We start from the raw sequence: 23,249 nt of genomic DNA, 5'->3' as shown, positions 1-23,249 counted from the left end.
CGGTCTCGCCGTGCCCGGTGAAGGTGGCCACGACCCGGCGCCCCGCCACGTCCCACAGCCGCACCGTGTGGTCCGCCTGCGCGGTGGCCAGCAGCTTTCCGTCCCGGCTGTACGCGGCGTGCCAGATCTCCGTGAACGGGCGCGCGGTCAGCACCGGCCCCCGCAGGTCCCACAGCACCACCGACTGGTCGAATCCGGCCGTGGCCAGCAGCGTCCCGCCGGAGTCCACGGCCACGCCGAGCACGTAGTCGGTGTGCCCCGCGAACGTCGCCGTCGGCCGGCCGCCGAGCACGTCCCACAGCCGGGTCGTCCCGTCGCCGCCCGCGCTGACCACGGTCGTCCCGTCGGGCGTGTACGCGACCCCGTTGACGTCGTCGCTGTGCCCGCTCAGCGTCGCCGTCGACCTGCGGCCGGCCACGTCCCACAGCCGTACGGTCCGGTCGACGCCCCCGGTGGCGACCGACCGCCCGTCCGGTGCGAACGCCGCCCCCAGCACCTCGTCGGTGTGCCCGGACAGGACGGCCGCCCCGCGGGGGTCCGACCGCTCCCGTTCGGGGTCCGGGGCCGGGTCCCACAGCCGTACGGTCCGGTCGGCCCCGGCCGACACCAGCGTCCGGCCGTCCGGCGCGTACGCCAGCGCGTTGACCCGCCCGGTGTGTCCGGTCAGCATTCCCACGACCCGGTGTTCCCCGCCGGTCTCCCAGAGCAGGACCGTCCCGTCGGAGGCCGCGACGGCCAGGGTCCGCCCGTCGGGCGCGAAGGCCAGGGCGCGGGCGCCCGCGGTGACCGCCGGGAGCACCGCGGGCGCCGACCGCCCGGTGGTGTCCCAGACCCGGGCGGGCCCGTCCGTGGACGCGGCCGCGAGCGTGCGGCCGCCGGGGCCGAAGGCGACCGCGCGCACCCGTCCGGGCAGCGTGTGGGTTTCCGTCGTCCGGCGGTCGGACAGCCGGCGCACCACCACCCGGCCGTCGGAACCGGCCGTCGCCAGGAGGGAGTCGTCGGGGGAGAACGCCAGCGCGTTGACCGGACCGTCGTGCCCGCCGAGACGGGCGACGAACGGCTGGGACTGCGTGCTCAGCAGCGCACCCCGGGCCTCGGCGGTGTGCTCGGTCCGGTACGCCTCCCCGGCCAGCAGCATCGACCCCTCCGGCTGCCCGGCGGCGAGCGCCGTGGACTGCAGGGCCAGGGCCCGCGAACGGGCCACGCGCTCCTGGCCGAGCGCGGCCGTCCGCTCCTGGTACGCCAGGCCTCCCGCGCCCACCGCGAGGACCAGCAGGACCAGCAGCGTCGCCAGCATCCGCTGCCGCAGCCGGACCTGACGCCGCGCCTGCCGCAGCCGGCCGTCCTCCACGTCCTGGCTGGCCCGCAGGAAGGCCTCCTCCGGGGGGCCCAGCAGGCTCCGGCCGTCCAGGTCGTCCGCCCAGGAACGCGCGGTGTCCAGCCTGGTCCCGCGGTAGAGGGCGGAGGCGTCGCGCCCCTCGCGCTCCCATTCGGCGGCCGCGTGGGCCAGCTGCTGGTGGATCAGCAGGCCGGCCCGGTCGGCGTGGATCCAGCCGCGCAGCCGCGGCCAGGCGTGCAGCAGGGCCTCGTGGGTGATCTCCACGGTGTCCCGGTCCATGGTGACCAGCCGGGCCCGGACGAAGGGGTCCAGCGCGGCCGCCGCCCGGTCCGCGCCGTCCGGCGGCCCCAGCAGGGCGGTCCGGGCGACCCGGCGGCGCGTCGGGCCCGCGCCGTCGGCGACGTGCACCAGGCGGACCAGGACGCGGCGGATCGTCTGCTGCTCGGCCGGATACAGCCGGGCGAACACCGTCTCGGCCGTGCGCGCGACCGCTCCCTGGATCCCGCCGGCCTGTTCGTATCCGGCGACGGTCAGCGTGTCGCCCGTCCGCTCCTGCCAGGTGGCCCTCAGCGTGTGGGAGACCAGCGGCAGCACGCCGGAGGGGGTGCGGTCGGAGGCGTCGCCGCCCAGTCCGGCGTCGCGCAGCACCAGCGGGACCAGGCCCGGCTCCAGGGTGACCCCGGCGAGCTCCGCCGGGCGCGTGACGGACTCCCGCAGCTCCGCCACGGACATCGGGGGCAGGACGAACAGGCCCTCGGTGAAGACCGGTGCGAGCTCCGGGAGGTCCATGCAGCTCCCGGAGAAGTCGGCCCGTACGCCCAGCACCACGACGGCCGGGTCCTGCCCGGCGGCCGCCGCGCGGGAGGCGGCCGACACGACGGAGAGCACCCGTACGAAGGCCCGGCGCTCCTCCTCGTCGGAACAGAGGGTGAACAGCTCCTCGAACTGGTCGACGAGCAGCACCGGCCGGACCGGGCTGACCGGTCCGACCTGACGTGACGGGGAATCACCCGCACGGGAATCACCCGCACGAGTGTCTCCCGTCAATCGGCTGACGGCCTCCAGCAGCGCCTCGGGCCGCTCCCGCACGTCCCGTACGGTGATCCCCGGATCGCCGCCCAGCACCTTCGCGGCGCGGTCCAGCAGCTCCTGCAGGGGATGCGCGGTCGGCGTGAACCGGATCACCGGCCACGCGTCGGCGCCCGGCATCGGGAACCCCCCGACACGCCGGAAGGCCGGTACGAGACCGGCGTTGAGCAGGGAGGACTTGCCGGCCCCGGAGGGGGCGACGAGGAGGAGCGGCCCGCTGCCGACGCGCTCGAAGACCCGCTCGACGAGCTCCGCCGTGGCGCGCTCCCGGCCGAAGAACCACTCCGCGTCCCGCGCGGTGAAGGCGGGCAGCCCCCGGTAGGGGCAGTCGCCGGCGGACTGCGGTCCGGCTGCCCCCGCGGGCCGCGGGCCGGGCACGGCACCGGGCGGGCCCGTCGTCTCCCGGGCCAGCCGCAGCAGTTCGCCCCCGGCCCCCAGCACCTCGTCGCAGCGCCGCGCGACGTCGGGGGTCGCGGGCTTCGCACCGGTCTCGATCTTGCTGAGGTAGCCCTTGCTGTAGTGCGTCCGCCGGGCCAGATCGGCGAGCGACAGGCCGCGCTCCCCGCGCAGGCTCCGCAGCCGGGCGGGGAAGGCGGAGGCGTCCCCGCCGGTGGCACCGCCGGTGGTCCCGGTGGTGTTCGTGGTGTTCGTGGTGTTCGTGGTCTCGGTGTTCCGCCGGTGGTCCGGATCCGGATCCCCCAAAACATCCCCCATGGCAGAGCGCGCCCAGGCTGCGAGATGGCAGGGCCCAGGCTACAGCGGGGGTGTGACGGGGAGCCGGTCCGTTCTACCGGTACGACGAGCACAGGAACGTCCGGAGCCGCGGCCGGGCGGCTCCGGAACCTGTCCTTCCGGGGTGGGGTGCTACGGGTTCAGCCGGATCGAGTTGATCGGTCCGAGGTCGGCGTAGACGCCGGTCTTCGCCGCGATGGCGCCGCCGCAGCCCGCGCCGTTGTAGCCGGTGCAGAGGTTCGCGGTCGCACCGCCGTACTGGTTGTTGAGCACCCAGTGGCGGCCGAACTGGTTGCTCAGGTTGTGGGCCCCGTACTTGTAGAAGACGTGGGTCGGCTTCACGGCCGGGTTCTGGTCCTGGGGGTAGATGCAGACCGCCCCCTCCGGGCAACCCGCCCACGCGTCGGCGGGCTTCGCCTCGACGGTCCCGCCGAGCGCGATCACGGCAACGGCGGCAGTGGCGACGGCGGCGGCGCCGCGGATCATCTTGCGCATGTTCTCCCCTTGTGGGTCTTGCCTCGTGCTGACGCCTTCAGCCTGTCCCGGCAGCCCGCGGGGGTCGACGGGTTTCCCGTTGCCCTCCGGCCGGCCCCGCCGGGAAACCCCCTGCGACCAGGCCCGTACCCGACGTACGGTCAACGGCCCCGGGCGTACGCCGGCTGCCCCTGCGGGGGGAGGGCGCGGCCGTTCCCCGGGCCACTCCTCCGGGCGTCGAAATGGAGCCGTTTGCCCGCTCCGTGTATCCATACGCCTACCCGGTGTGGCGGGCGGCGGTGATCGCCCCTAGCTTCGGCAAGGTGACGAACCGACAGTTCAACAGCCTCGCATGCATCACCGTCGTCATGGCCGCGGGCCTCGGGGTGGTCGCGCCGCCCGCGGCCGCCGCCGGCCGTACGACGGTGCATCCGGGCGAGTCGATCCAGGAAGCGGTGGACGCCGCACGGCCGGGAGACAGCATCCTCGTGCTGGCCGGCACCTATCGCGAGAGCGTGAACATCACCAAGCCCCTGACCCTGCGGGGAGAGGGCGCCGCCACGGTGATCGCGCCGCCCGCCCCGGGTACGGCCCGCGCGGACCATGTCTGCGCGGCGTCCGGCAACGGCATCTGCGTCATAGGAGCGGCCGAGAAGACCGTCGACCGGGTGAGCATCCGCTCCCTGACCCTGACGGGCTTCAAGAAGAGCGGCATCTGGGCCTCCCGCACCGACCGGATGCGCGTCGAGCGGGTCACCGCGGAGAGGAACGGCACCTGGGGCATCGCGCAGGAGCGCTCCACGCGCGGGGTGTTCCGCTCCAACACGGCGCGGGACAACGCGGAGTCCGGGATCTTCCTGGCGAACACCATCGACCGCGAGGGCGGCGCCACCGACACCCGGGGCGCGGTGGTCCGCGACAACACGCTGACCGGCAACCGGATCGGAGTGACCGTCAGGCGGGTCCGCAACCTCTCCGTCAACGACAACGTCCTCACCGGCAACTGCGGCGGCGTGTTCGTGGTCGGCGACGAGGGCGACCCCGGCGCCGGCGACATGACCATCCGCGGGAACCGCATCCACGCGAACAACAAGTTCTGCCGCGGCAACAGCCGCCTCCCGGACATCCAGGGCGCGGGCATCGTCCTCACCGGAGCCGAGGAGACCGTCGTCCGGGGCAACTCCATCCGGGACAACGTGGGCACCGCGCCGATCTCCGGCGGAATCCTGCTGTTCAAGAGCTTCGTCGGCGCCCAGAACACCGACAACGTCGTCAAGGACAACGTCGTGACGGGGAACAAGCCCGCCGACCTGGCCAACCAGGGAACCGGAAGCGGCAACAAGTTCCTCGGCAACCGCTGCCAGGTCTCCACCCCCGCGGGCCTGTGCTGACCCGCCGTTTCCCGACGCTTCCCGTTCCCCCGAGGATCGAGGCCCAATGACCACGCTGAGCACCACCCCCACCACCCCCACCACCCTCACCGCCACCACCCTCACCGCCCCCGCCACCGTTCCGGCCCCCGCCCACACCCCCCAGCCGGCCATGCGCCTGCGGGAGCTCGTCTTCGGCGCCGCGCCCGCCGCCGCCGTGCGCGCGGCGACCCGCCTCGGCGTCGCCGACGCCCTGGGGGACGAACCCGCCACCGCGGCCGGGCTCGCGGCGGCGGTGGGCGCCGAGCCGCAGCCCCTGCACCGCCTGCTCCGCGCCCTGACCTGCTACGGGATCTTCGCGGAGACGGAGGACGGCGGTTTCGTGCACACCGAGATGTCGCGGCTGCTGCGCGAGGACGACCCGCACAGCCTGCGCTACATCTCCCTGTGGTGCACGGAGCCCTGGACCTGGGAGGCCTGGCCCCGGCTCGACGACGCGGTGCGCTCCGGCGGGAGCGTCTTCCTGGACCTCTACGGCAAGGGGTTCTTCGAGTACCTGCACCAGGACGCGCACGATTCGGCCCACGTGTTCAACCGGGCGATGACCACCTCCAGCAAGCAGTCGGCGCTGGACGTCGCGGAGCTCCTCGACCTCACCGGCGTCTCGGTGGTCGCGGACATCGGAGGAGGCCAGGGACACGTCCTGGCGAGCCTGCTGGAGAAGCACCCGGAGGTACGGGGCGTCCTGCTCGACCTGCCGGGCGTCGTGGCCGGGGCCGACCCCCGGCTGCGGGACGGCGGACCGCTCGCCGGCCGGGCCGGCATCGTTCCCGGGGACTGCCGCGAGGCCATCCCGGTCGAAGCCGACCTCTACATCATCAAGAACATCCTGGAGTGGGACGACGAGAGCACGCGCAGGACCCTGCGCAACGTCCTCGGCGCGGCCCGGCCGGGCGCCAGGGTCGTCGTCATCGAGAACCTCGTGGACGACAGCCCGTCGATGAAGTTCACCACCGCCATGGACCTGCTGCTCCTGCTCAACGTCGGTGGTGCCAAGCACACCAAGGAGAGCCTGGTCGCGCGGATGACCGAGGCCGGCCTGGCGGTCGGCGAGGTCCGTCCGGTCAACGCGTACCTGCACGCCTTCGAGTGCACCGTGCCCAAGTAGGACCCCGGGCGGGCACCGGCCGCCGCGGCCGCCGCCACGCCCCGGGACCGGCTGCGCGCCGGTCCCGGGGCGTGGCGGCACGTGGGCCGGCCCGATGGGTCAGCTCCCCGCCACCAGGGAGCTGTTGACCAGGTCGATGAACTCCCGTGGCGACGTGCAGCGGTCCGCGTCGGGCGGCAGGGGCCGGCCGTGCCGGTTCTCCAGTTCGCCGACGATGCCGAGGAGCCCGAGGGAGTCGAGGCCCCACTCGTCGAAGCCGGAGTCGGGGCGCTCCGCCATGGCGACGGGGTCCACCGTGACGCCCGCGCCCTTCTTCATCAGTACGGCCAGTTCCTCGATGGTCAGTTGTACGGTCATGGCGTCTCTCCTCAGCAGTGCGCCGGCGGGCGCCGGTCGGTGATCAGGCGCATCTCGGAGCGCGCCAGGAATCGGGAGATCTCCTCGTCGGTGGTGGGAACGCCGTCCGTGGCGCTGTCGAGGAGCCGGGCGAGGACGGCCGCCTTGTGGCTGCCCTGGACGCCCAGCGTGTGGGCGGGCCGCGCGCCGATCGGGCCGCTCAGATCGACGAGCCGGACGACGACGTCGTCCCGCTGGAAGACGGTGCTGGCCTCGATGGGGCTCGCCGGATCGTCCACGGCGGCCTCGTCCTGGCCGGCCAGCAGCCGGGCGAGGGCGGCGCCGCACCCGTCCTTGGCGGGGTAGAAGAGCGCGTGCCGCCGAAGGTCCGCGAGTTCCCGCCCGCCGGCCGCCACGTGGTGCACCGCCGGGAGCGCGGCGCGGGTGAAGAACAGCCGCGCGGACCCCGGGTCGGTCAGGTCCCGGTCCTGCTCCAGGTACGGGTTGACGGCCTCCTCGACCGCCCGGACCTCGGGCTGGCGGGACACGTGGCGCAGCGCCGCGAGGAGGTCCCCCTCCACCTCGACCGTCCGTACGACACGGTTGCCGTGCATGAACAGCGAGGTGCGGCGCAGCCTGGTGTGTTCGTCCACCCGGGCCTGCGGGGACGTGTACCCGGCCAGCAGCTTCGCGACCACGGCCTCGCTGCCCGGCTTCACGGTGAACGTCAGGGCGTGGCGCACCACGCCGTCCCCGTGCCGGGGGGCGGCCTGCAGCCGGCCGTCACGGCGCTCCGCCGTGCCCGCGTCCGCAGTGCCGGAAAAGGCGCCGCCGGGCTCCGGGGGCGAGGACTTGCCGGTCTCCCGCAGCACGCTGAAACGCAGGGAGCGGGTGTCCCGTACGCATCCGTGGAGCGGTTGCACCGTCGCGACGTGCGCCTCGCTGCTCACCCAGGCGAGGAAGGGCTGCGCGCTCTCCCACTCGCTCGTGATGAGCCACTGGGAGGGGTTCTCGATCGACTGGCACAGTTCGTCGCTGATGTGCCCCGGGACGGACGAGACCTGCCTGCGCAGCTGCTCGTACACCTCCAGGAACTGGGTCTGGGCCCCGTCGTAGAGGTCCAGCAGCAGTACGACCCGCAGCCGGGAGTCGTCGAAGGCGGACTGGGATATCCGTTCCGACAAGGTCGTCATCGTTCTCACTCCTTCGAGACCACGTGGTCGCCGCATTCCCTGGGGCGTCGTCGGTCCTCGGTGGCATCCGCCTGGGTGATCCACCTGCGGATGCGGTCGGTCAGCCCCCCGGAACGCGGGTGGCGCCACCCGAACCGATCGTGTTCCCGTCGCGCGATCGGCGCGAGAGGGGAGAACCATGCGGGTGAACGGGCGAGCGAAGACCCCCCGCACCGGGCATGAAGAAGCCATGAAGGAAAACGTCGACCACCACGTGCCCGTCCTCATCGTGGGCGGCTCCCTGGTGGGCCTGTGCACCTCGCTGTTCCTGGGCCGCCACGGCATCAGGCACATGCTGGTCGAGAAGCACGGGGGCACCTCGCTGCACCCGCGCGGACGCGGCATCAACGTACGGACGATGGAGCTGTTCCGGGTCGCGGGCGTCGAGGCGCGGATCCGGGACGCCGCCTCGGTCCTCTCCGCCAATCACGGCATCCTGCAGGGCGGCTCCCTGACCGGTGACGACTCCGAGTGGCTGTTCGAGGAGATCGACCCCGGGGGAGCGCTCGCCCGCTTCAGCCCCTCGGCGTGGTGCCTGTGCAGCCAGAACGACATCGAGCCGGTCCTGAAGGCCGTGACCCCCACGCTCGGCGCCGACCTGCGGTACGCCACCGAGCTGCAGTCCTTCGACCCGGACGCGACCGGTGTGACGGCGCACATGAAGAACCGGGACACCGGTGAGCACCTCACGGTGCGCGCGGACTACCTGGTCGCCGCCGACGGTCCGCGCAGCCCCGTACGGGAGCAGTTGCGCATCGGGCAGACCGGTCCCGGAGACCTCTTCCACAACGTGAGCATCACCTTCCGCTCCCGCGGACTCGCGGAGGTGGTCGGCGACCGGCGCTTCATCGTGTGCTACCTGACGAAGCCCGACGCGGACGGGGCCCTGCTCCCCGTCGACAACGCCGAACGGTGGGTCTTCCACGCGCCGTGGCATCCCGACCGGGGCGAGACCACGGAGGACTTCACCGACGAGCGCTGCGCCGCACACATCCGTCGCGCGGTCGGCGCGCCCGACCTGGACGTCGAGATCACCGGCAAGGCCCCCTGGCACGCCGCCGAGCGGGTCGCGCAGCGCTACGGCTCGGGCCGGGTCTTCCTCGCCGGCGACTCCGCCCACGAGATGTCCCCGACCGGGGCGTTCGGCTCCAACACGGGGATCCAGGACGCGCACAACCTGGCCTGGAAGCTCGCGGCGGTGCTGAACGGCACGGCCGGTCCGCGGCTGCTCGACTCGTACGAGGCCGAGCGGCTGCCGGTGGCCCGGGCGACGAGCGAGCGCGCCTCGGCCCGCTCGGCGGAGCACAGCCACCCCGGGTACGAGCCCGCCCCCGACGCGCGGGGCGGCCGGCCGGGCGGGGTCCTGAAGGTGGCCATGGGCTACCGCTACACCCGGGGCGCCGTCCTGGGCACCGACCCCGCCCTGCCGGTGGTCCCCGACCGGCTGCAGCTGTCGGGCGAACCCGGCACCCGGGCCCCGCACCTGTGGCTGACCGGGCCCGACGGACGCAGGTCCACCGTCGACCTGTACGAGCGGTCCTTCGTGCTGCTGGCCTCCGAGGGCACGCCCTGGCGCGACGCCGCCCACCGGGTCGCCGCCCAGACGGGCGTGCCGCTCCAGGCGTACGCCCTCGGTGCCGGACCCGGCGCCGACCTGACCCCGGAGGACGGGGCGGACTGGGCCGCGGCCCACGGTTCGACCCCCTCCGGCGCGGTCCTCGTCCGCCCGGACGGCTTCGTGGCCTGGCGCGTGACGGAGGGCGTGGGGGACCCGGAGGCCGTTCTCCACGAGGTGATGGGCCGGCTGCTCGGCCTGGACTGAACCCCGGGCGGGCCCACCGCCGAAGCCGCCCCGGCTCCTGTGCCGTTCACGGGAACCGGGGCGGCTTCGCGGCGTCCGGGACCGCGGACGCCGCCCGTAGATGTACAGAAAACTTGACACGAGGTCGCTCCTGCTTGACACTCCAGGGTGTCAAGGATTCTTTACATCAGGAGGAGGCCCGACGTGGCGGTCGAAGAGAAACGCGCCTGGACCATGCTGGTGGTGGCGATCGCCGCGTACGCGGTCTACCTGGTCCTGGTGCTCGGCCGGCCGGCCGGCGTGCCCCTCGCCGAGGCGCCCTACGCCGCCGCGCTGCTGTGGACGGTCGGTGCGGCGATCGCCGCCCAGATCGTCCTGCACGTCGTGGTCGCCTCCTTCTCGCCGGCCGAGGAGAACGTCAAGGACCAGCGCGACCGGGAGATCCACCGCTTCGGCGAGTACGTCGGGCAGTCCTTCGTGGTGATCGGCGCCGTGGCCGGCCTGCTGCTGGCCATGGCCGGCGCCGACCAGTTCTGGATCGCCAACGCCATCTACCTGGCGTTCGTCCTGTCCTCCGTCCTGTCGTCCGCGGCCAGACTCGTCTCCTACCGGCTGGGATTCCACCCGTGGTGAAGTCGACGAGGGTCACCAACACGATCCGCGCCCTGCGCTTCGCCCACGGCGAGATGACGCAGGCCGAACTCGCCCGCCGGATCGGGGTCAGCCGCCAGACCGTGATCGCCATCGAGCAGGGCCGCTACTCGCCCTCCCTGGAGATGGCCTTCCAGATCGCCCGCGTGTTCGCCGCGCCGCTCGACACCGTGTTCCAGTACCCGGACCCAGAAGGAGACACCCCGTGAAGGCGATCGTCCACGACGTCTACGGACCGCCCGACGTCCTGCGCCCCGCGGAGCGGGAACAGCCCGTGCCCGGCAGGGGCGAGGTCCTCGTACGGGTCCACGCCGCGGGCGTGGATCCCGGGGTCTGGCACCTCACCGCGGGCATGCCCTACCTGATCCGCGCCGCGGGCTTCGGACTGCGCAGGCCCAACAACCAGGTCCGCGGCATCGACGTCGCCGGACGCGTGGTGGCCGTCGGCCCCGGCGTGACCCGGCTCCGGGTGGGGGACGAGGTCTACGGCGGCTGCGGCGGCGCGTTCGCCGAGTACGCCCGTGCCAAGGAGGACCAGCTCGCGCCGAAGCCGAGCACCCTCGGGTTCGAGGAGGCCGCCGCCGTTCCCGTCTCGGGGTGCACCGCCCTCAAGGCCCTGCGCGACGTCGGCCGGCTCACCGAGGGCCAGAGCGTCCTCGTCCTCGGCGCCTCGGGCGGGGTCGGCACCTTCGCCGTCCAGCTGGCCAAGGCCCTCGGGGGCCGGGTCACCGGCGTGTGCAGCCCGGGCAAGGCCGAACTGGTCCGCTCGATCGGCGCCGACGAGGTCCTCGACTACACGACCGAGGACCCCACCGACGGCGCCCGCCGCTACGACCTCGTCCTCGACATCGCGGGCAACCGCTCCCTCACCGCCCTGCGCCGCTCCCTCACCGCCCGCGGCACCCTCGTCATCGTCGGCGGCGAGGGCGGCGGCCGCTGGATCGGCGGGAACGACCGGCAGTTGCGCGCCCTCCTGCTGTCGCCGTTCACCGGTCAGCGGCTCCGGGCGCTCGCGGCCGGCGTGCGCCACGCGGACCTGGTGGCCCTCACGGAGTTCATCGAGGCGGGCTCGCTCACCCCCGTCGTCGACGGGGTCCATCCGCTGGCCGAGGTCCCCGAGGCCGTACGCCGGCTCAGGGCGGGCCGGGTGCGCGGCAAGACGGTCGTCACCGTCGCCGCCGGATGACCGGCGCCGGGGCCGGCCGCCGGGCCGGCCGTCGGGGCGGCGCCCGGGCCGGCGGCCGCAGGATGTGCGCCGGCGGCCGGCTCCTGGCAGGCTGGCCCGCATGATCTTCATCGCCGTCAGGTTCGACGTCCGCCCGGAGCGCAGCGACGACTGGCTCACCCTCGTCGAGGACTTCACCCGCGCCACCCGCGACGAGCCGGGCAACCTCTTCTTCGACTGGTCGCGCAGCGTCGAGGACCCGAACAGCTTCACGCTGCTGGAGGCCTTCGCCGACGCCGACGCGGGCGCCGCCCATGTGGGGTCCGCGCACTTCCGGGCCGGCATGGAGGCGCTGGCCGGGGCGATCGCCACGACCCCGGAGATCATCAACGTCGAGGTCCCCGGTCAGGGCTGGAGCGCCATGACCGAGCTGACCCCCCGCGGCTGAGCCGGTCCGGACACGGGACCCGGAACCCATCCGCCGGGCGTTCGGGACTCCTTCGGCGGCGGCTCAGGAACCCTCAGGCAACCGGGCCGCCGCCTCCCGCATCTCGATCGTGTGGATCTTGCCGGTGCCGTCGTGGGGAACTCGTCCACGACGTGCACGTAGCGCGGCACCGCGATGTGCACGAGGCGCCCCCACCGCGTGCACGCCGTGCACACCCCGATCCGTCCACGGGCCTCAGCGGGCGTGGCGCTCGGGCAGGTCGACGTCGGCCGGGGCGGCCGCGAAGCCGCGCGCCGCGCCCTTCGCCGGCCTGGCGGCCGCCGCCCCGCAGAACGCGGCGTCGAGGGCGCCGCCGAGGGCCGTGTTGGCCTGGCCCCTGTTCGAGGTGTTCGCCATGGCGGCGAGGCTCCGGCGGCCGTCGCGGGTGGTGAACGCGTAGGTGTAGAAGCCCTGCACGGTGCCGGTGTGCCCGTAGACCGAGGTGCCGCAGGAGAGGTCGTAGCGGCGCAGGCCCAGCCCGTAGAAGCGGGTGCGCGCCGTGTCGGTCGGGGTCGCGGTGGTCATGGCGTCCAGCATCGGCTCCGACAGCAGCTTTCCGCCGAGCAGGGCGGACGTGAAGGTGTTCAGGTCCGCCGCGTCGGAGATGACCGCTCCGGCGGACTGGGCCCACGACACCGTCTGTTCGGTGGAGTCGACCAGCGGCGCACCCGCCTCGTCGGGGTGGAGGTAGCCGCGCGCGTGCAGTCCCCGGATGGCCGTGCCGGGATGCACGTACGAGGTGTTCCGCAGCCGCAGGGGCTTGATGATGCGGCGGCCGTACTCCTTGGCGATCCCGGTGCCGGTCACCTTCTCGATGAGCATGCCGAGGACCACGAAGTTGGTGTTCGAGTACGCGTACGCCGCGCCGGGCGGGTTCGTGCGCGGCTCGTCCAGCGAGAGCCGCACCAGGTCCCCGTACCCGAACACCTTGTTGCGGACGGCCTCGAAGCCGGGGACGGTCCGCGCGAACATCGCGTCCGTGTAGTCCGCCAGCCCGCTCCGGTGGGTCAGCAGGTGGCGCACGGTGATGCGGTCGTCGGGCAGCAGGCCGGGCAGGTACCGGCCGGCGGACGCGTCGAGGGCGACCTTCTTCTCGGCCACCAGCTGGAGCAGGACGACGGAGGTGAACGTCTTGCTGACACTGCCGATCCGGAAGCGGGCCGCCGGGTCCATGGCGGCGCCGGTGGCCCGGTCGCGCACGCCGACCGCCCTCGTCCTCGCGCCGCCGGGGCCGCTGAAGCGGGCCATCGCTCCCGGCGCGCCGGCGGCGGTCGTGTTCCGCAGCGCCCGTTCCAGCGCCGCGAGGTCGGGAGCGGGGGGCCCGGCCTGCGCGGTCCCGGCGGGTCGGGCCTGCGCCGCGTGCGCGGCGGTCGCCGGTACGACGCCGGCCACGACGGCGAGCAGGGCGGCGCCCACGGCCAGATGTCGGTCGAAGGACAGAAGCATGCGGTTCCTCTGGTCTGCCGGCGGGGAGACCCGGGCACGGCGTCGTCGCGGACTCGTGCTCCGGGAAGCGGAATTGACCGCTCCGAGCGGCACGAGCATACGGAAGATCCGGTGCCGTTCCAGCGCGTGAAACCGGCCCGCCGCGGGCCGGTGACTGCGCCTCAGGCTCCGCCGGACGGTTCCCCGGGGACCCCCAGCGCCGACGCGACCTGGTCGTGGATGAACGTGTCCCCGGCGCGGTCCTCCTTGAGCCGGGACAGGTCTTCGCGGCCGAACCAGTCGTACGCGGAGTGCTTGGCCCACTCCAGGGCCGGGCGGGACAGGTCGCCGTCGACCTCGACGAGGTAGTCGGCCTCGTGCCGCAGACCGTTGCCGTCGTCCCCGGTCCAGGTGCACACGCCGAGAAGGCGCCGCACCCGCCGCACCCGCCAGCCGGTCTCCTCCGCGACCTCCCGCACCAGGGCGTCCAGCAGCGACTCGCCGGGCTCGACGTGACCGCCCGCGATGTCCCAGCAGCCGGGGAACAGCCGCCGGTCGGGGCCGCGCCGCTGCGCGAAGGCCCGGCCGCGGCCGTCCAGGATCACCGCCCCCACCGCCCAGAGCTCCCCGTCGCCGGGCACGGGCACCTCGACGCTGGGGGCCACGTCCACCCCGTACTGACCGGCCGTCATGTCCCCACGGTACGCATCCACCGACCCCCGGGGGAGTCCTTGCCGCGACCGGAGGGGCGGCATCGGGTTACCGGGGGGTAGCTTCGGGGGTGGTCAGGCGATAGCGTCGGCCCCCCGGAGATCGGAGTGCCATGCCCCGTACGTTCAGCGTGTCCGACAGCGTCCTCGTCGGCGCCGACCCCTCCACGGTCTACCGGCGCGTGTCCGAAGTCACCCGCATGGGTGACTGGAGCCCGGAGAACCTCGGGGCCACCGTGCCCGGAGGCGGCGACGGGAGCGCGTACGTCGGGATGGTGTTCGAGGGCCACAACAAGCGGGGCCCGTTCCGCTGGACCACGCGCTGCACGGTCACCGCGGCCGACCAGGGCCGGCTGTTCCGGTTCCGGGTCCACGCCATCGGGCTCAGGCGGCCGCGGCTGCCGGGCCCCATCGCCACCTGGGAGTACCGGTTCGAGCCGGTCGCCGAGGGCACCCGCGTCACGGAGACCTGGACCGACGACCGGCGCACGTGGCCCGACGCCGTGGCCAACGCCTTCGACCGGGTGGCGACGCGCGGACACACCTTCGCCGACTTCCAGCAGCGGAACATCCGCACCACGCTGCGCAACCTGAAGGCGGCCCTCGAAGCGGCGCCGGGAGCGGCGCCCGGAACCCCCTCGCCGTGACGGTCCGGGGGCCGGGCGGCGGTCAGACCGTCGCGAGCTGCGGGATCAGGCGGAGCGCGTTGCCCCGGTAGATCCCCTGGAGCTGCTCCGGGGTGAAGGCCGGATCCGCTTCGAGCGCGGGGAGGGCCAGCTCCGTGACCGTGTCGGCGGGTGCGGCGGGCCAGTCGGTGCCGAAGAGGATCCGGTCGGCCGGCACGTGGGCGAGGAGGGTCGCCGCGGGAGCCATGGGACCCGCCGTGTCGTAATAGAAGCGGCCGAGGTGGTCGCGCACCGCGCCGGGGTCGATCGGCGGGTCGCAGAACCGCCCGAGGGCCTGCATGCGGGTCGCGATGTACGGCAGGAAGCCGCCGGCGTGCGGCAGGATCACGGAGATGTCCGGGAAGCGGTCCAGCGTCCGCCTGCTGATCATGTTGACGGCGGCGCGCGTGGTGTCCAGCAGGAAGTCGCACATGAAGTTCGGGATGCCCGGCACCGTCGCCGCGCCGGGCGGGCCGCCCGGCAGGTTGTGCGGGTGGGTGTCCACCACGGCCGAGCGGTCGTTCAGTTCGCCGAACAGCCGGTCGTAGGACGGGTCCCCGAGGTAGACGCCGCCGTAGTTGGCCGTGACGTTCACGCCGACGGCGCCGAGCTGACCGAGCCCGCGGCGCACGGCCCAGGACGAGGCGTCGGGATCGTCCAGGAAGAGCGGCGCGTAGAACGAGAAGCGGCCCGGATGCGAGTGCACGACCTCGATCATCGAACGCAGCGTGATGTTGACGGCCTCGCGCAGCTGGGCCGACGAACGGTAGCGCGCCGGCAGCATGGGCTTGAGGACGGCCGTGGCGATGCCCGCGCCGTCCATGAACCGGACGGTCGCCGCGGTGTCGAGGCGCGTCCACGGCGGCAGTTGCCTCGCCTCGATCAGCCCGTGGTGCTCGGCCCACTCGCGCCACTCCGGCGCGCAGAAGTGGTGGTGCATGTCGATCTTCGACGGGGCCGAACGCTCCCCGTCCTGTCCAGGGGTGTGATCCCCCGGCGCCGTGAGGACGAGGTCACCCGTGCCCACGGACGCCATCAGCGGTTCGTCCGCCGCCACCGGCGGGAGGGGTCGTGCGGAGGTGCGCGCAGAGTCCGGCATGCCAGTCCACCGTCCGTCGGGTGCGGGTCTACTTGCGGGAGGCCACGGGTGCGGCCGCGGGGGCCGTAGCGGCCGCGGAGCCCACGGGCTCCGGACCGAGGTTCACGGCCGTACGGGACGGGTCCAAGACGAGCCGCAGGTGCTGCAGCCCGCGGAACGCCGCCACCGGCCCCTTCAGCCACGCCCCCTCGGCCTCCTCGTCGTCGGCCGTCCGCATCTGCGGGAACTCCCGCAGGAGGCAGGAGAGCGCGATCTCCAGCTCCAGCCGCGCCAGCGGCGCCCCGAGGCAGTAGTGCGTGCCGTGCCCGAACCCCAGATGCGTGCCCTGGATGCCCTCGCGGGTCACGTCCAGGACGTCGGGGTCCGTGAACTTCTCCGGGTCCCGGTTCGCCGAGGTGATGGCGATCTGCACCAGGGAGCCCTCGGGGATCAGGGTCCCGCGGATCTCGACGTCCTCGGCCGCGTACCGGAAGGTCGAGGTCTCCACCGACCCCTCGAACCGCACGATCTCCTCGACCGCCTGCGGGATCCGCCGCGGGTCCTCCCTCAACCGCCGCAGCTGGTCGGGCCGCAGCAGCAGGTTCAGGACGGTGTTCCCGATCTGGAACGCGGTGGTCTTGTGGCCCGCGAAGAAGATCACCCACATCGACGAGACGAGCTCGGCGTCGTCCAGGGCGTCCTCCGCCCGGATGAGGTCGCTGAGGAACGAGTCGGACGGGTTCTCGCGGGTGTGCGCCACCAGCCGTCCCAGACGGTTCTGCAGCCACTCCTCGGCCGCCCTCAGCTCCTTCTTCAGCCGGGGGTCGAACCGGGCCCGCGTCACGACGGAGAACTGCTCCAGGATCTCGCCGCGGTCCGCCTCCGGGATCCCCATCAGCTCGCAGAGGACCGCGATGGGCAGCGGGAACGCGAACGACGTCATCAGGTCGACCTCGTTCTGCTCGCGGCAGTCGCGCAGCAGGCCCTCCGCGATCTCCGTGATCCGCGGCCGCATGGCCTCCACCCGCCGGGGCGTGAAGGCGCTCCGCAGGCTGCGGCGCAGCCGCGTGTGCCGCGGCGGGTCCGAGAAGAGCACGTTGTCGTCGAGCGCGTCGAAGAAGCTGCCGTACACGGCGTGGTACGTCTCGATCGCCCCGCGCATGTCCTTGCTGAACCGCGGGTCCGAGAGGGCGTCCCGGGCGTCGTCGTAGCGGGTGATCAGGTACGTGTCGACCCCGTGCGGCGGCGTCAGCCGGCACACCGGGGCCTGCTCGCGCAGCGCGGCGTAGGCGGCATGGGGGCACGCCCGGTACTCCGGCGCGCCGGCGGACACGGCCGACACGATGTCGTGCAGTGCCCCGCCGCCCGGCGGAGCCGCCTTCGTTGCCGCGTTGTCCTGCGTCATGTTCCGCGCCCTCCGTGACACTCGGGTTCCCGGACCCAGCGCTTCCCTACGGGAGCGGGCCGCGAAACGGCCCCCGCCCGATCGGGTGAGCCGCCCGGCCCGCCCGGTCCGGGACCGCCTCGGCACCCGCCCGGCCCGGCGTGAGCAGGGCGGGACTCCACCGGGGAGCCCGGGCGGCGGCGCCCGCCGAGGTCCGGCCTTCGGCCGACCGGCCGACGGCCGTACGGTCCGCCGCGGTGACGGGTGCCCGGGGCCGGGGAAGGGCCTGTGCGTGCAGCCCACCGCCCAGAGGAGACCGCGCATGGCCCGACGTCCCGCCCTGGTCCTCACGACGGCCGCCGCGCTCGCGCTGGCCGCCGCCGTTCCCGCCACCGCGTCCGGTCCCGCCGGCGCCGAACGCGGCAGAGCGGCCGCCGAACGCAGCGTCGCGTACCGCGCGACCGCGCCGTATCTGATCCACGCGAAGGGGGTGAAGGCCGGCTACGTGCCGGACAAGTACTGCGTCGCGAACCGGACGGGCCCGGGCGCGCTCGGCTACCCCCACTTCAACCACGGGTACGACAACTCCGTGGACCCGTCGAAGCCCGCCGCCCTGTACTACGAGGACGACGGGCGCGGCGGCAAGCGCCTCGTGGGCGTCCAGTGGCTGGTCTACGACCGGGACCAGAACCCCGCCACGGACGACGACCGCCCCAGCCTGTTCGGCCGCGCCTTCAAGGGCCCGCTGCGCGGCAACTTCCCCGGCCAGCCCGTCCACTACGCCCTGCACCTGTGGCTCTGGAAGGCGAACCCGAAGGGGGTGTACGAGACCTACAACACGGCGGTGGCCTGCCTCCCCGGCACCACCCGCCCCCAGCCGGCCGCCTGACCCGGCGCCCCGCTCAGCCGGTCCGGGCGAAGTCGCCCCACACCGATGCCCTTCCGTCCGGGCCGCCGCCGCGGACCGCGGCGGCCTCGACGCCGTAGGAGTCATCGTTGGCGTCGCGCCCCCCGGTGGCGTGGTCGTACTGCCCGGCGAAGAGGTGCTCGCCGACCGGGACCGTCCGGCCCGGCTTGAGCGTCCACCGGTAGACGAGGAAGCCGCCGTTCGTACGGACGGAGACGGCGAAGTCGCCGGCCGGGAGCGACTGCCTGCTCCCGGTGTTCCGCACCCCGTCGGTCAGGGCGATCCGCAGCTCGACCGTGAGCGCGGTGAGCGGACTCGACGTCTTCAGGGTGACGTTGCTCCGCGCCCGGCGGACGGTGCTGTCGGGATCGACGGAGCCGTCGGCCCACAGCGGGCCGTCCTCGGTACGCGAACCGGCCGCGGGCGGCGTGGCGCGCGAACCGGCGGACGGCGCCGGGGAGGGGGTCCGCCCGGCGCCGGGCCCGGGCCCCGTTGGAGTCGTGGAGGGCGGCGGCGACGCGGGCGGCGACCCCGTCCCCGTCCCGGTCGGGGCGGTGGAGGGGGACGGGGACCCGGTCGCGGGCGGGGCGGGTGGGGGTGACACGGAGGCCGGCGGGGCCGGATCCGTGGCGACCTGCGGCGGTTCCGGGGCCCGGAACACCGTCGCCACCGCGAAGCTGCCCACCGCCAGGGCACCGGCCGTCGCCAGGGTCGCGAGAACGACCCTCGGCCAGGACAGGACCCCGCCGCGCCCGCGCCCGAACGGCCGGGCAGGGGGCTCCGGGCGGGCCGTGCCGCGCTCGACCCGGGCGAGCATGCGGGCCCGGTCGGGCCGGTGGGCCGCGGCGCTCTCGCGCAGCAGATCGCGCAGTTCGTCCGTCACCGGCTCCTCCTCCCCACCAGCTCGTCGGCGGCCCGTGTGCCGAGCAGCCGCTGCAGTTCCGCCGTTCCCCTGGAGGTCTGGCTCTTCACCGTGCCGACCGATATCCCCAGGGCCAGGGCGGTGTCCTTCTCCGACAGGTCAAAGGCGTGGCGCAGGACGACACAGGCGCGCTTGCGGAACGGCAGCCGGTCCAGCGCGGCACGCACGTCCATCACGGCCGCCACGTCCGGGCCGTCGGTGCGCTCCGGGCGGTGCGACCAGAACTGCAGTACGCGCCGTCGCTCGCGCACGCTGCTGCGGATCCGGCCGCGCGCCAGGTTGGCGACGACCCCGCGGGCGTAGGCGGCCGGGGAGTCGGCGCGGCTGATCCGGTCCCAGCGGTGCCAGAGCGCGACCATCGCGTCGGCGGCGAGGTCGTCGGCGGCGTCGGCCTCTCCGGTCAGCAGATGGGCGAGGCGGGCGAGTTCGGCGTGGTGGCGCTCGAAGAAGGCGTGGAAGTCCGCGGACGCCTCGTCGGTGGTCATGGCCTCGGTACGGCCTCTCGGTGCGACGGGGGCGCCAACCGGCGGATGCGGGAGCGTAGCAGCTCGTTCGAGCGGCTGTTCGGCCGCTTCCCGCTCCGGCCGGCGGGCGCCGGACGGACCCCGGACGGGGTCAGGACGCAAACGGGTCCCGGTCCGCGTGACGGCGTCCATCAGCCCGCCGGGTTCCAGCCGTCGGTGCCGGCCAGGTAGGTGCGGGCGGTGTAGGAGGCGGTGGCACTCCCGGCGTTGCCGTACGTGCCGCCGCCGGCCTTGGGGGTGCCGGACGGCGCGGGGGCGGAGGGTGAGGGCGCGGCGGCGGTGGGCGCGGGGGCCGGGGCGGAGCCGGTTTCGGTGAGGAGGCCTGCGCCCGCCTTCGCCGCCGGTTTCGCGGGCAGCCCGGCGGCGGGTTCCAGGCAGGCCGAGAGGGTGGGCTTCCGGGAGACGGACGTTTTGAGCATCCTGCCGGGGTTGGCGGCGTTGTACGCGGCGACCGGGTCGGCGGGCTTGCCGTCGACGAGGTTCCCGCCGCCCGCCACCGCTCCCGTACCGTCACCGATGAGCAGTTGGGAGACCTCGCGGTCGGGCGACAGCGTCCAGTGGTTGTTCTCCGCGACGACCTGGGCGCCGGCCCGGGGGTTGATGCTGTGGCGGTGCGCGTAGCCCTCGCGCTCGGCCGTGGCGTAGAGGTTGTCGTACAGGTGGATCCTGCCCGCCCGGGCGAGCGGGGCGCGCTGGACGACGTTCACCACCAGGCTGCCGCCGGTGATGCCCGCGCCGGTGCCGGGCACCCCGATGACGGTGGTCCGCGCCGGCATGCTGAACACCATGCGGGCGGCCTGCCGCCCCTGCGCCGCCTTGCGGGCGTCCTCCTGCGGGCCGGCGGGCAGCTTGGCGCGCCCCCGGGCGGCGGGGTCGTAGGCCCGGAGGTAGGCGTCGAGGGAGTAGCCGGTGCCCGCGCCGCTCGCGGCCCAGCCGTCCCCGGCGGGCAGGGCGCCGCGGTCGAGGCCCGCGGGGGCGGTGGCGCCGGCGGTCACGATCAGCGGGACGGCGCCGAGAGCGACGGCGACCACCGTGGCCGCTCCGGCCAGGGCGAGCCTTCCGCGGGCGGTGGGACGGCGGTGGGGGGAAGCGGGCATCCGGGGTTGCTCCTCGGGGTGGGGTGCGCTGTTCCCCCTTCAGTTGCCGCCGGAGCAAGGAAGGTTGCCGCGTTCGGGCCGAAAGATCGAACGGGTCGCACTCCGGCGCCGTGCCCGCCCGGCCGGGCGCGTGCGGGAGCCGTGGCCCCGCGCAACGGCGGACGCCCGGGCCGCGGCCGGTGGGGCCGGGCCCGGGCGTCGTGATCACGACCCGGATGCCTGGATCAGACCAGGTCGAACCGGTCCAGGTTCATGACCTTGACCCAGGCGGCGACGAAGTCCTTCACGAACTTCTCCTTCGCGTCGTCGCCCGCGTAGACCTCCGCGACCGCGCGCAGCTCCGAGTTCGACCCGAAGACGAGGTCGGCGCGGGTGCCGGTCCACTTGACCTCGTTCGTGGCGGAGTCGCGCCCTTCGAAGGTGTTCGCGTCCCCGGACGTCGCGGTCCACGTCGTGCCCAGGTCCAGCAGGTTGACGAAGAAGTCGTTCGTCAGCGTTCCGGGCGCCGTGGTGAACACGCCGTGCGCCGACTGCTGGTGGTTGGCGCCCAGGACGCGGAGACCACCCACGAGCACGGTCAGCTCGGGGGCGCTCAGGGTCAGTAGGTTCGCCCGGTCGAGCAGCAGGTACTCGGCCGGCAGCCGGTTGCCCTTGCCGAGGTAGTTGCGGAACCCGTCGGCGGTCGGCTCCAGCGCGGCGAAGGACTCCACGTCGGTCTGCTCCTGGGAGGCGTCCACACGGCCCGGTGCGAAGGGGACCCGTACGTCGAACCCGGCCTCCTCGGCGGCCCGCTCGACGGCGGCGCCGCCGGCGAGCACGATCAGGTCGGCGAGCGTGACCCGCTTGCCGCCCGTCTGGGCGCTGTTGAAGGACTCCTTGATCCCCTCCAGCGTGCGCAGCACCACCGCCAGCTGGTCGGGCTCGTTGACCTCCCAGCCGCTCTGCGGCTGCAGGCGGACGCGGGCGCCGTTGGCGCCGCCGCGCTTGTCGCTGCCCCGGAAGGAGGAGGCCGAGGCCCAGGCGGCGGACACGAGCTGGGACACCGACAGGTCCGAGGCGAGGACCTGCTGCTTCAGGGCGGCGACGTCCGCGTCGGTGACGAGCTCGTGCGTCACGGCGGGGAGCGGGTCCTGCCACAGCAGCGTCTCTGCCGGGACCTCGGGGCCGAGGTAGCGCACGACCGGGCCCATGTCGCGGTGGGTCAGCTTGAACCAGGCGCGGGCGAAGGCGTCGGCGAACGCGGCCGGGTCCTGGTGGAAGCGCCGGGAGATCTGCTCGTAGGCCGGGTCGATCCGCAGCGAGAGGTCGGTCGTCAGCATCGTCGGCGCGTGCGTCCGGGCCGGGTCGTGGGCGTCCGGAACGGTACCCGCTCCGGCGCCGTCCTTCGGCCGCCACTGGTGCGCGCCGGCGGGGCTCTTGAACAGCTCCCACTCGTAGCCGAAGAGGATGTCGAAGAAGCTGTTGTCCCAGGTGATCGGGGTGTTCGTCCAGATGCCCTCAAGGCCGCTGGTGATCGCGTCGGCGCCCTTGCCGGTGCCGTACGTGTTCTTCCAGCCGAAGCCCTGCTGCTCGATCGGCGCGGCCTCGGGGTCGTCGCCGACGTGGTCCGCCGGGCCCGCTCCGTGGGTCTTGCCGAAGGTGTGGCCGCCGGCGATCAGCGCGACGGTCTCCTCGTCGTTCATCGCCATCCGGCGGAACGTCTCGCGGATGTCGCGGGCCGCGGCGAGCGGGTCCGGAGTGCCGTTGGGGCCCTCGGGGTTGACGTAGATGAGGCCCATCTGGACCGCGCCGAGGGGGCTCTCCAGGTCACGGTCCCCGGTGTAGCGCTCGTCGTCGAGCCAGGTGGTCTCCGGGCCCCAGTAGACGTCCTCGTCGGGCTCCCAGACGTCCGCGCGGCCGCCGGCGAAGCCGAAGGTCTCGAAGCCCATCTGCTCGAGCGCCACGTTGCCGGTGAGGATCATGAGGTCGGCCCAGGAGAGGCTCTGGCCGTACTTCTTCTTGACAGGCCACAGCAGGCGGCGGGCCTTGTCGAGGTTGCCGTTGTCCGGCCAGCTGTTGAGGGGCGCGAAGCGCTGCTGTCCGGCTCCGGCACCGCCGCGGCCGTCGCTGATGCGGTAGGTGCCCGCACTGTGCCAGGCCATCCGGATCATGAACGGGCCGTAGTGGCCGAAGTCGGCCGGCCACCAGTCCTGCGAGGTGGTCAGCACCTCGGCGATGTCCCGCTTCACCGCGGGGAGGTCGAGCGTCTTGAAGGCCGCGGCGTAGTCGAACTCCTCGCCGAGGGGGTTGGCCACGGCGGGGTTCTTCGCGAGGATCTTCAGGTTGAGGCGCTCGGGCCACCACTGGCGGTTGCCGCCGCCCTGCGTCGGGTGGGGGGCGCGCCCGTGTGCGACGGGGCAGCCACCTCCGCCCTCCGTCTTGGCGTCTACGACGATTGCGTCATGGTTCTCAGACATGGGAATCCTTCCGGACCAGGCGGATCACGGTGCTCAGGACGTGCGTGCGGGTGGAGCAGCCGGGGCGCCGTTGCGACGTCGCGCGGCTCCGCGGCGTGGTCCTTCACGGCTCTGTCTCCTGCCGCTCCGGATTCTTCCTGCCCCTTGGCTATCTACGGAACCGATCCTACGATGGACAGAATCCAAGTCAAGAAGGACACCAATCCCATATTTCATCGGATCCCGGACGAGCTTCGT

General features: G+C 73.8%; 21 protein-coding genes. 9 read left to right on the top strand and 12 right to left on the bottom strand.

Going from position 1 to position 23,249, the window contains the following annotated elements:
- Positions 1-3,130 (bottom strand): helix-turn-helix domain-containing protein (locus ACFWW8_RS24020; RefSeq protein WP_386531123.1); only part of this gene is annotated, 3,130 nt, incomplete at its 3' end.
- Between the two features lie 162 nt (positions 3,131-3,292).
- Positions 3,293-3,655 (bottom strand): hypothetical protein, encoded by a 363-nt coding sequence (locus ACFWW8_RS24015; RefSeq protein ID WP_386531121.1) that lies wholly within the window; start codon positions 3,653-3,655, stop codon positions 3,293-3,295.
- Positions 3,656-3,957: 302 nt separating this feature from the next.
- Between ACFWW8_RS24015 and ACFWW8_RS24010 the strand changes: the two genes are divergently transcribed.
- Both ACFWW8_RS24010 and ACFWW8_RS24005 read left to right on the top strand, forming a co-directional pair.
- Positions 3,958-5,025 (top strand): nitrous oxide reductase family maturation protein NosD, encoded by a 1,068-nt coding sequence (locus tag ACFWW8_RS24010; RefSeq protein WP_386531119.1) that lies wholly within the window; start codon positions 3,958-3,960, stop codon positions 5,023-5,025.
- A 46-nt stretch (positions 5,026-5,071) separates the two neighbouring features.
- Positions 5,072-6,172 carry a methyltransferase gene (locus tag ACFWW8_RS24005; RefSeq protein ID WP_386531117.1) on the top strand — a complete coding sequence of 367 codons (1,101 nt, stop codon included), beginning with the start codon at positions 5,072-5,074 and terminating at the stop codon, positions 6,170-6,172.
- Positions 6,173-6,271: 99 nt separating this feature from the next.
- On the opposite strand, the gene ACFWW8_RS24000 is transcribed toward ACFWW8_RS24005, so the two are convergent.
- On the bottom strand, positions 6,272-6,529 hold the full coding sequence (locus tag ACFWW8_RS24000; protein WP_386531115.1) for an acyl carrier protein: 258 nt from the start codon (positions 6,527-6,529) through the stop codon (positions 6,272-6,274).
- Between the two features lie 11 nt (positions 6,530-6,540).
- A complete protein-coding gene (locus ACFWW8_RS23995; protein ID WP_386531113.1) occupies positions 6,541-7,701 on the bottom strand; it encodes a SchA/CurD-like domain-containing protein in 1,161 nt (386 codons plus the stop codon).
- Between the two features lie 229 nt (positions 7,702-7,930).
- On the opposite strand from ACFWW8_RS23995, the gene ACFWW8_RS23990 reads away from it, so the two are divergent.
- From ACFWW8_RS23990 to ACFWW8_RS23970, 5 genes are all read left to right on the top strand, one after another.
- Positions 7,931-9,562 (top strand): FAD-dependent oxidoreductase, encoded by a 1,632-nt coding sequence (locus tag ACFWW8_RS23990; RefSeq protein WP_386531112.1) that lies wholly within the window; start codon positions 7,931-7,933, stop codon positions 9,560-9,562.
- Positions 9,563-9,745: 183 nt separating this feature from the next.
- Positions 9,746-10,174: a hypothetical protein gene (locus ACFWW8_RS23985; protein ID WP_386531110.1), complete on the top strand. Its 429-nt coding sequence runs from the start codon at positions 9,746-9,748 to the stop codon at positions 10,172-10,174.
- A complete protein-coding gene (locus ACFWW8_RS23980) occupies positions 10,168-10,401 on the top strand; it encodes a helix-turn-helix transcriptional regulator (protein WP_386531108.1) in 234 nt (77 codons plus the stop codon). Before ACFWW8_RS23985 ends, ACFWW8_RS23980 begins: the two co-directional genes overlap by 7 nt.
- Positions 10,398-11,378 carry an NAD(P)-dependent alcohol dehydrogenase gene (locus ACFWW8_RS23975; RefSeq protein WP_386531106.1) on the top strand — a complete coding sequence of 327 codons (981 nt, stop codon included), beginning with the start codon at positions 10,398-10,400 and terminating at the stop codon, positions 11,376-11,378. The genes ACFWW8_RS23980 and ACFWW8_RS23975 overlap by 4 nt, the downstream gene beginning before the upstream one ends.
- A 100-nt stretch (positions 11,379-11,478) precedes the next feature.
- Positions 11,479-11,805: a putative quinol monooxygenase gene (locus tag ACFWW8_RS23970; RefSeq protein WP_386531104.1), complete on the top strand. Its 327-nt coding sequence runs from the start codon at positions 11,479-11,481 to the stop codon at positions 11,803-11,805.
- Positions 11,806-12,039: 234 nt separating this feature from the next.
- Here the strand turns inward: ACFWW8_RS23970 and ACFWW8_RS23965 are convergent, their stop codons facing one another.
- Both ACFWW8_RS23965 and ACFWW8_RS23960 read right to left on the bottom strand, forming a co-directional pair.
- Positions 12,040-13,290 (bottom strand): serine hydrolase domain-containing protein, encoded by a 1,251-nt coding sequence (locus ACFWW8_RS23965; protein WP_386531102.1) that lies wholly within the window; start codon positions 13,288-13,290, stop codon positions 12,040-12,042.
- Between the two features lie 161 nt (positions 13,291-13,451).
- A complete protein-coding gene (locus tag ACFWW8_RS23960; protein WP_386531100.1) occupies positions 13,452-13,961 on the bottom strand; it encodes an NUDIX hydrolase in 510 nt (169 codons plus the stop codon).
- A gap of 131 nt (positions 13,962-14,092) precedes the next feature.
- Here ACFWW8_RS23960 and ACFWW8_RS23955 point away from each other — a divergent pair, with 131 nt between their 5' ends.
- Positions 14,093-14,626, top strand: coding sequence for an SRPBCC family protein (locus ACFWW8_RS23955; RefSeq protein ID WP_386531098.1), 534 nt, complete (start codon positions 14,093-14,095; stop codon positions 14,624-14,626).
- A gap of 22 nt (positions 14,627-14,648) precedes the next feature.
- On the opposite strand, the gene ACFWW8_RS23950 is transcribed toward ACFWW8_RS23955, so the two are convergent.
- Together ACFWW8_RS23950 and ACFWW8_RS23945 are read right to left on the bottom strand one after the other, a co-directional pair.
- Complete coding sequence (locus ACFWW8_RS23950; protein WP_386531096.1) at positions 14,649-15,743, bottom strand: amidohydrolase family protein; 1,095 nt, start codon at positions 15,741-15,743, stop codon at positions 14,649-14,651.
- A 28-nt stretch (positions 15,744-15,771) separates the two neighbouring features.
- Positions 15,772-17,127 carry a cytochrome P450 gene (locus ACFWW8_RS23945; protein WP_386531094.1) on the bottom strand — a complete coding sequence of 452 codons (1,356 nt, stop codon included), beginning with the start codon at positions 17,125-17,127 and terminating at the stop codon, positions 15,772-15,774.
- 301 nt (positions 17,128-17,428) lie between these two features.
- Between ACFWW8_RS23945 and ACFWW8_RS23940 the strand changes: the two genes are divergently transcribed.
- Positions 17,429-17,995 (top strand): hypothetical protein, encoded by a 567-nt coding sequence (locus ACFWW8_RS23940; RefSeq protein WP_386531092.1) that lies wholly within the window; start codon positions 17,429-17,431, stop codon positions 17,993-17,995.
- A 13-nt stretch (positions 17,996-18,008) separates the two neighbouring features.
- On the opposite strand, the gene ACFWW8_RS23935 is transcribed toward ACFWW8_RS23940, so the two are convergent.
- The 4 genes from ACFWW8_RS23935 to katG all read right to left on the bottom strand — a co-directional run bounded on the left by ACFWW8_RS23935 (position 18,009) and on the right by katG (position 23,012).
- A complete protein-coding gene (locus ACFWW8_RS23935; RefSeq protein WP_386531090.1) occupies positions 18,009-18,896 on the bottom strand; it encodes a hypothetical protein in 888 nt (295 codons plus the stop codon).
- Positions 18,893-19,420, bottom strand: coding sequence for a SigE family RNA polymerase sigma factor (locus ACFWW8_RS23930; RefSeq protein ID WP_386531088.1), 528 nt, complete (start codon positions 19,418-19,420; stop codon positions 18,893-18,895). The genes ACFWW8_RS23935 and ACFWW8_RS23930 overlap by 4 nt, the downstream gene beginning before the upstream one ends.
- A gap of 170 nt (positions 19,421-19,590) precedes the next feature.
- Complete coding sequence (locus ACFWW8_RS23925; RefSeq protein ID WP_386531086.1) at positions 19,591-20,556, bottom strand: hypothetical protein; 966 nt, start codon at positions 20,554-20,556, stop codon at positions 19,591-19,593.
- A 224-nt stretch (positions 20,557-20,780) separates the two neighbouring features.
- Entirely contained in the window at positions 20,781-23,012 is a 2,232-nt protein-coding gene (gene katG, locus ACFWW8_RS23920; protein WP_386531084.1) for a catalase/peroxidase HPI, read from the bottom strand.
- Between the last annotated feature and the right edge of the window lie 237 nt (positions 23,013-23,249).

It is taken from the genome of Streptomyces sp. NPDC058701 (assembly GCF_042715295.1).
Taxonomy (GTDB): Bacteria; Actinomycetota; Actinomycetes; order Streptomycetales; family Streptomycetaceae; genus Streptomyces.
Note: the sequence above shows the minus strand (reverse complement) of the source record. Positions and strands in the feature narration are given on the sequence as shown.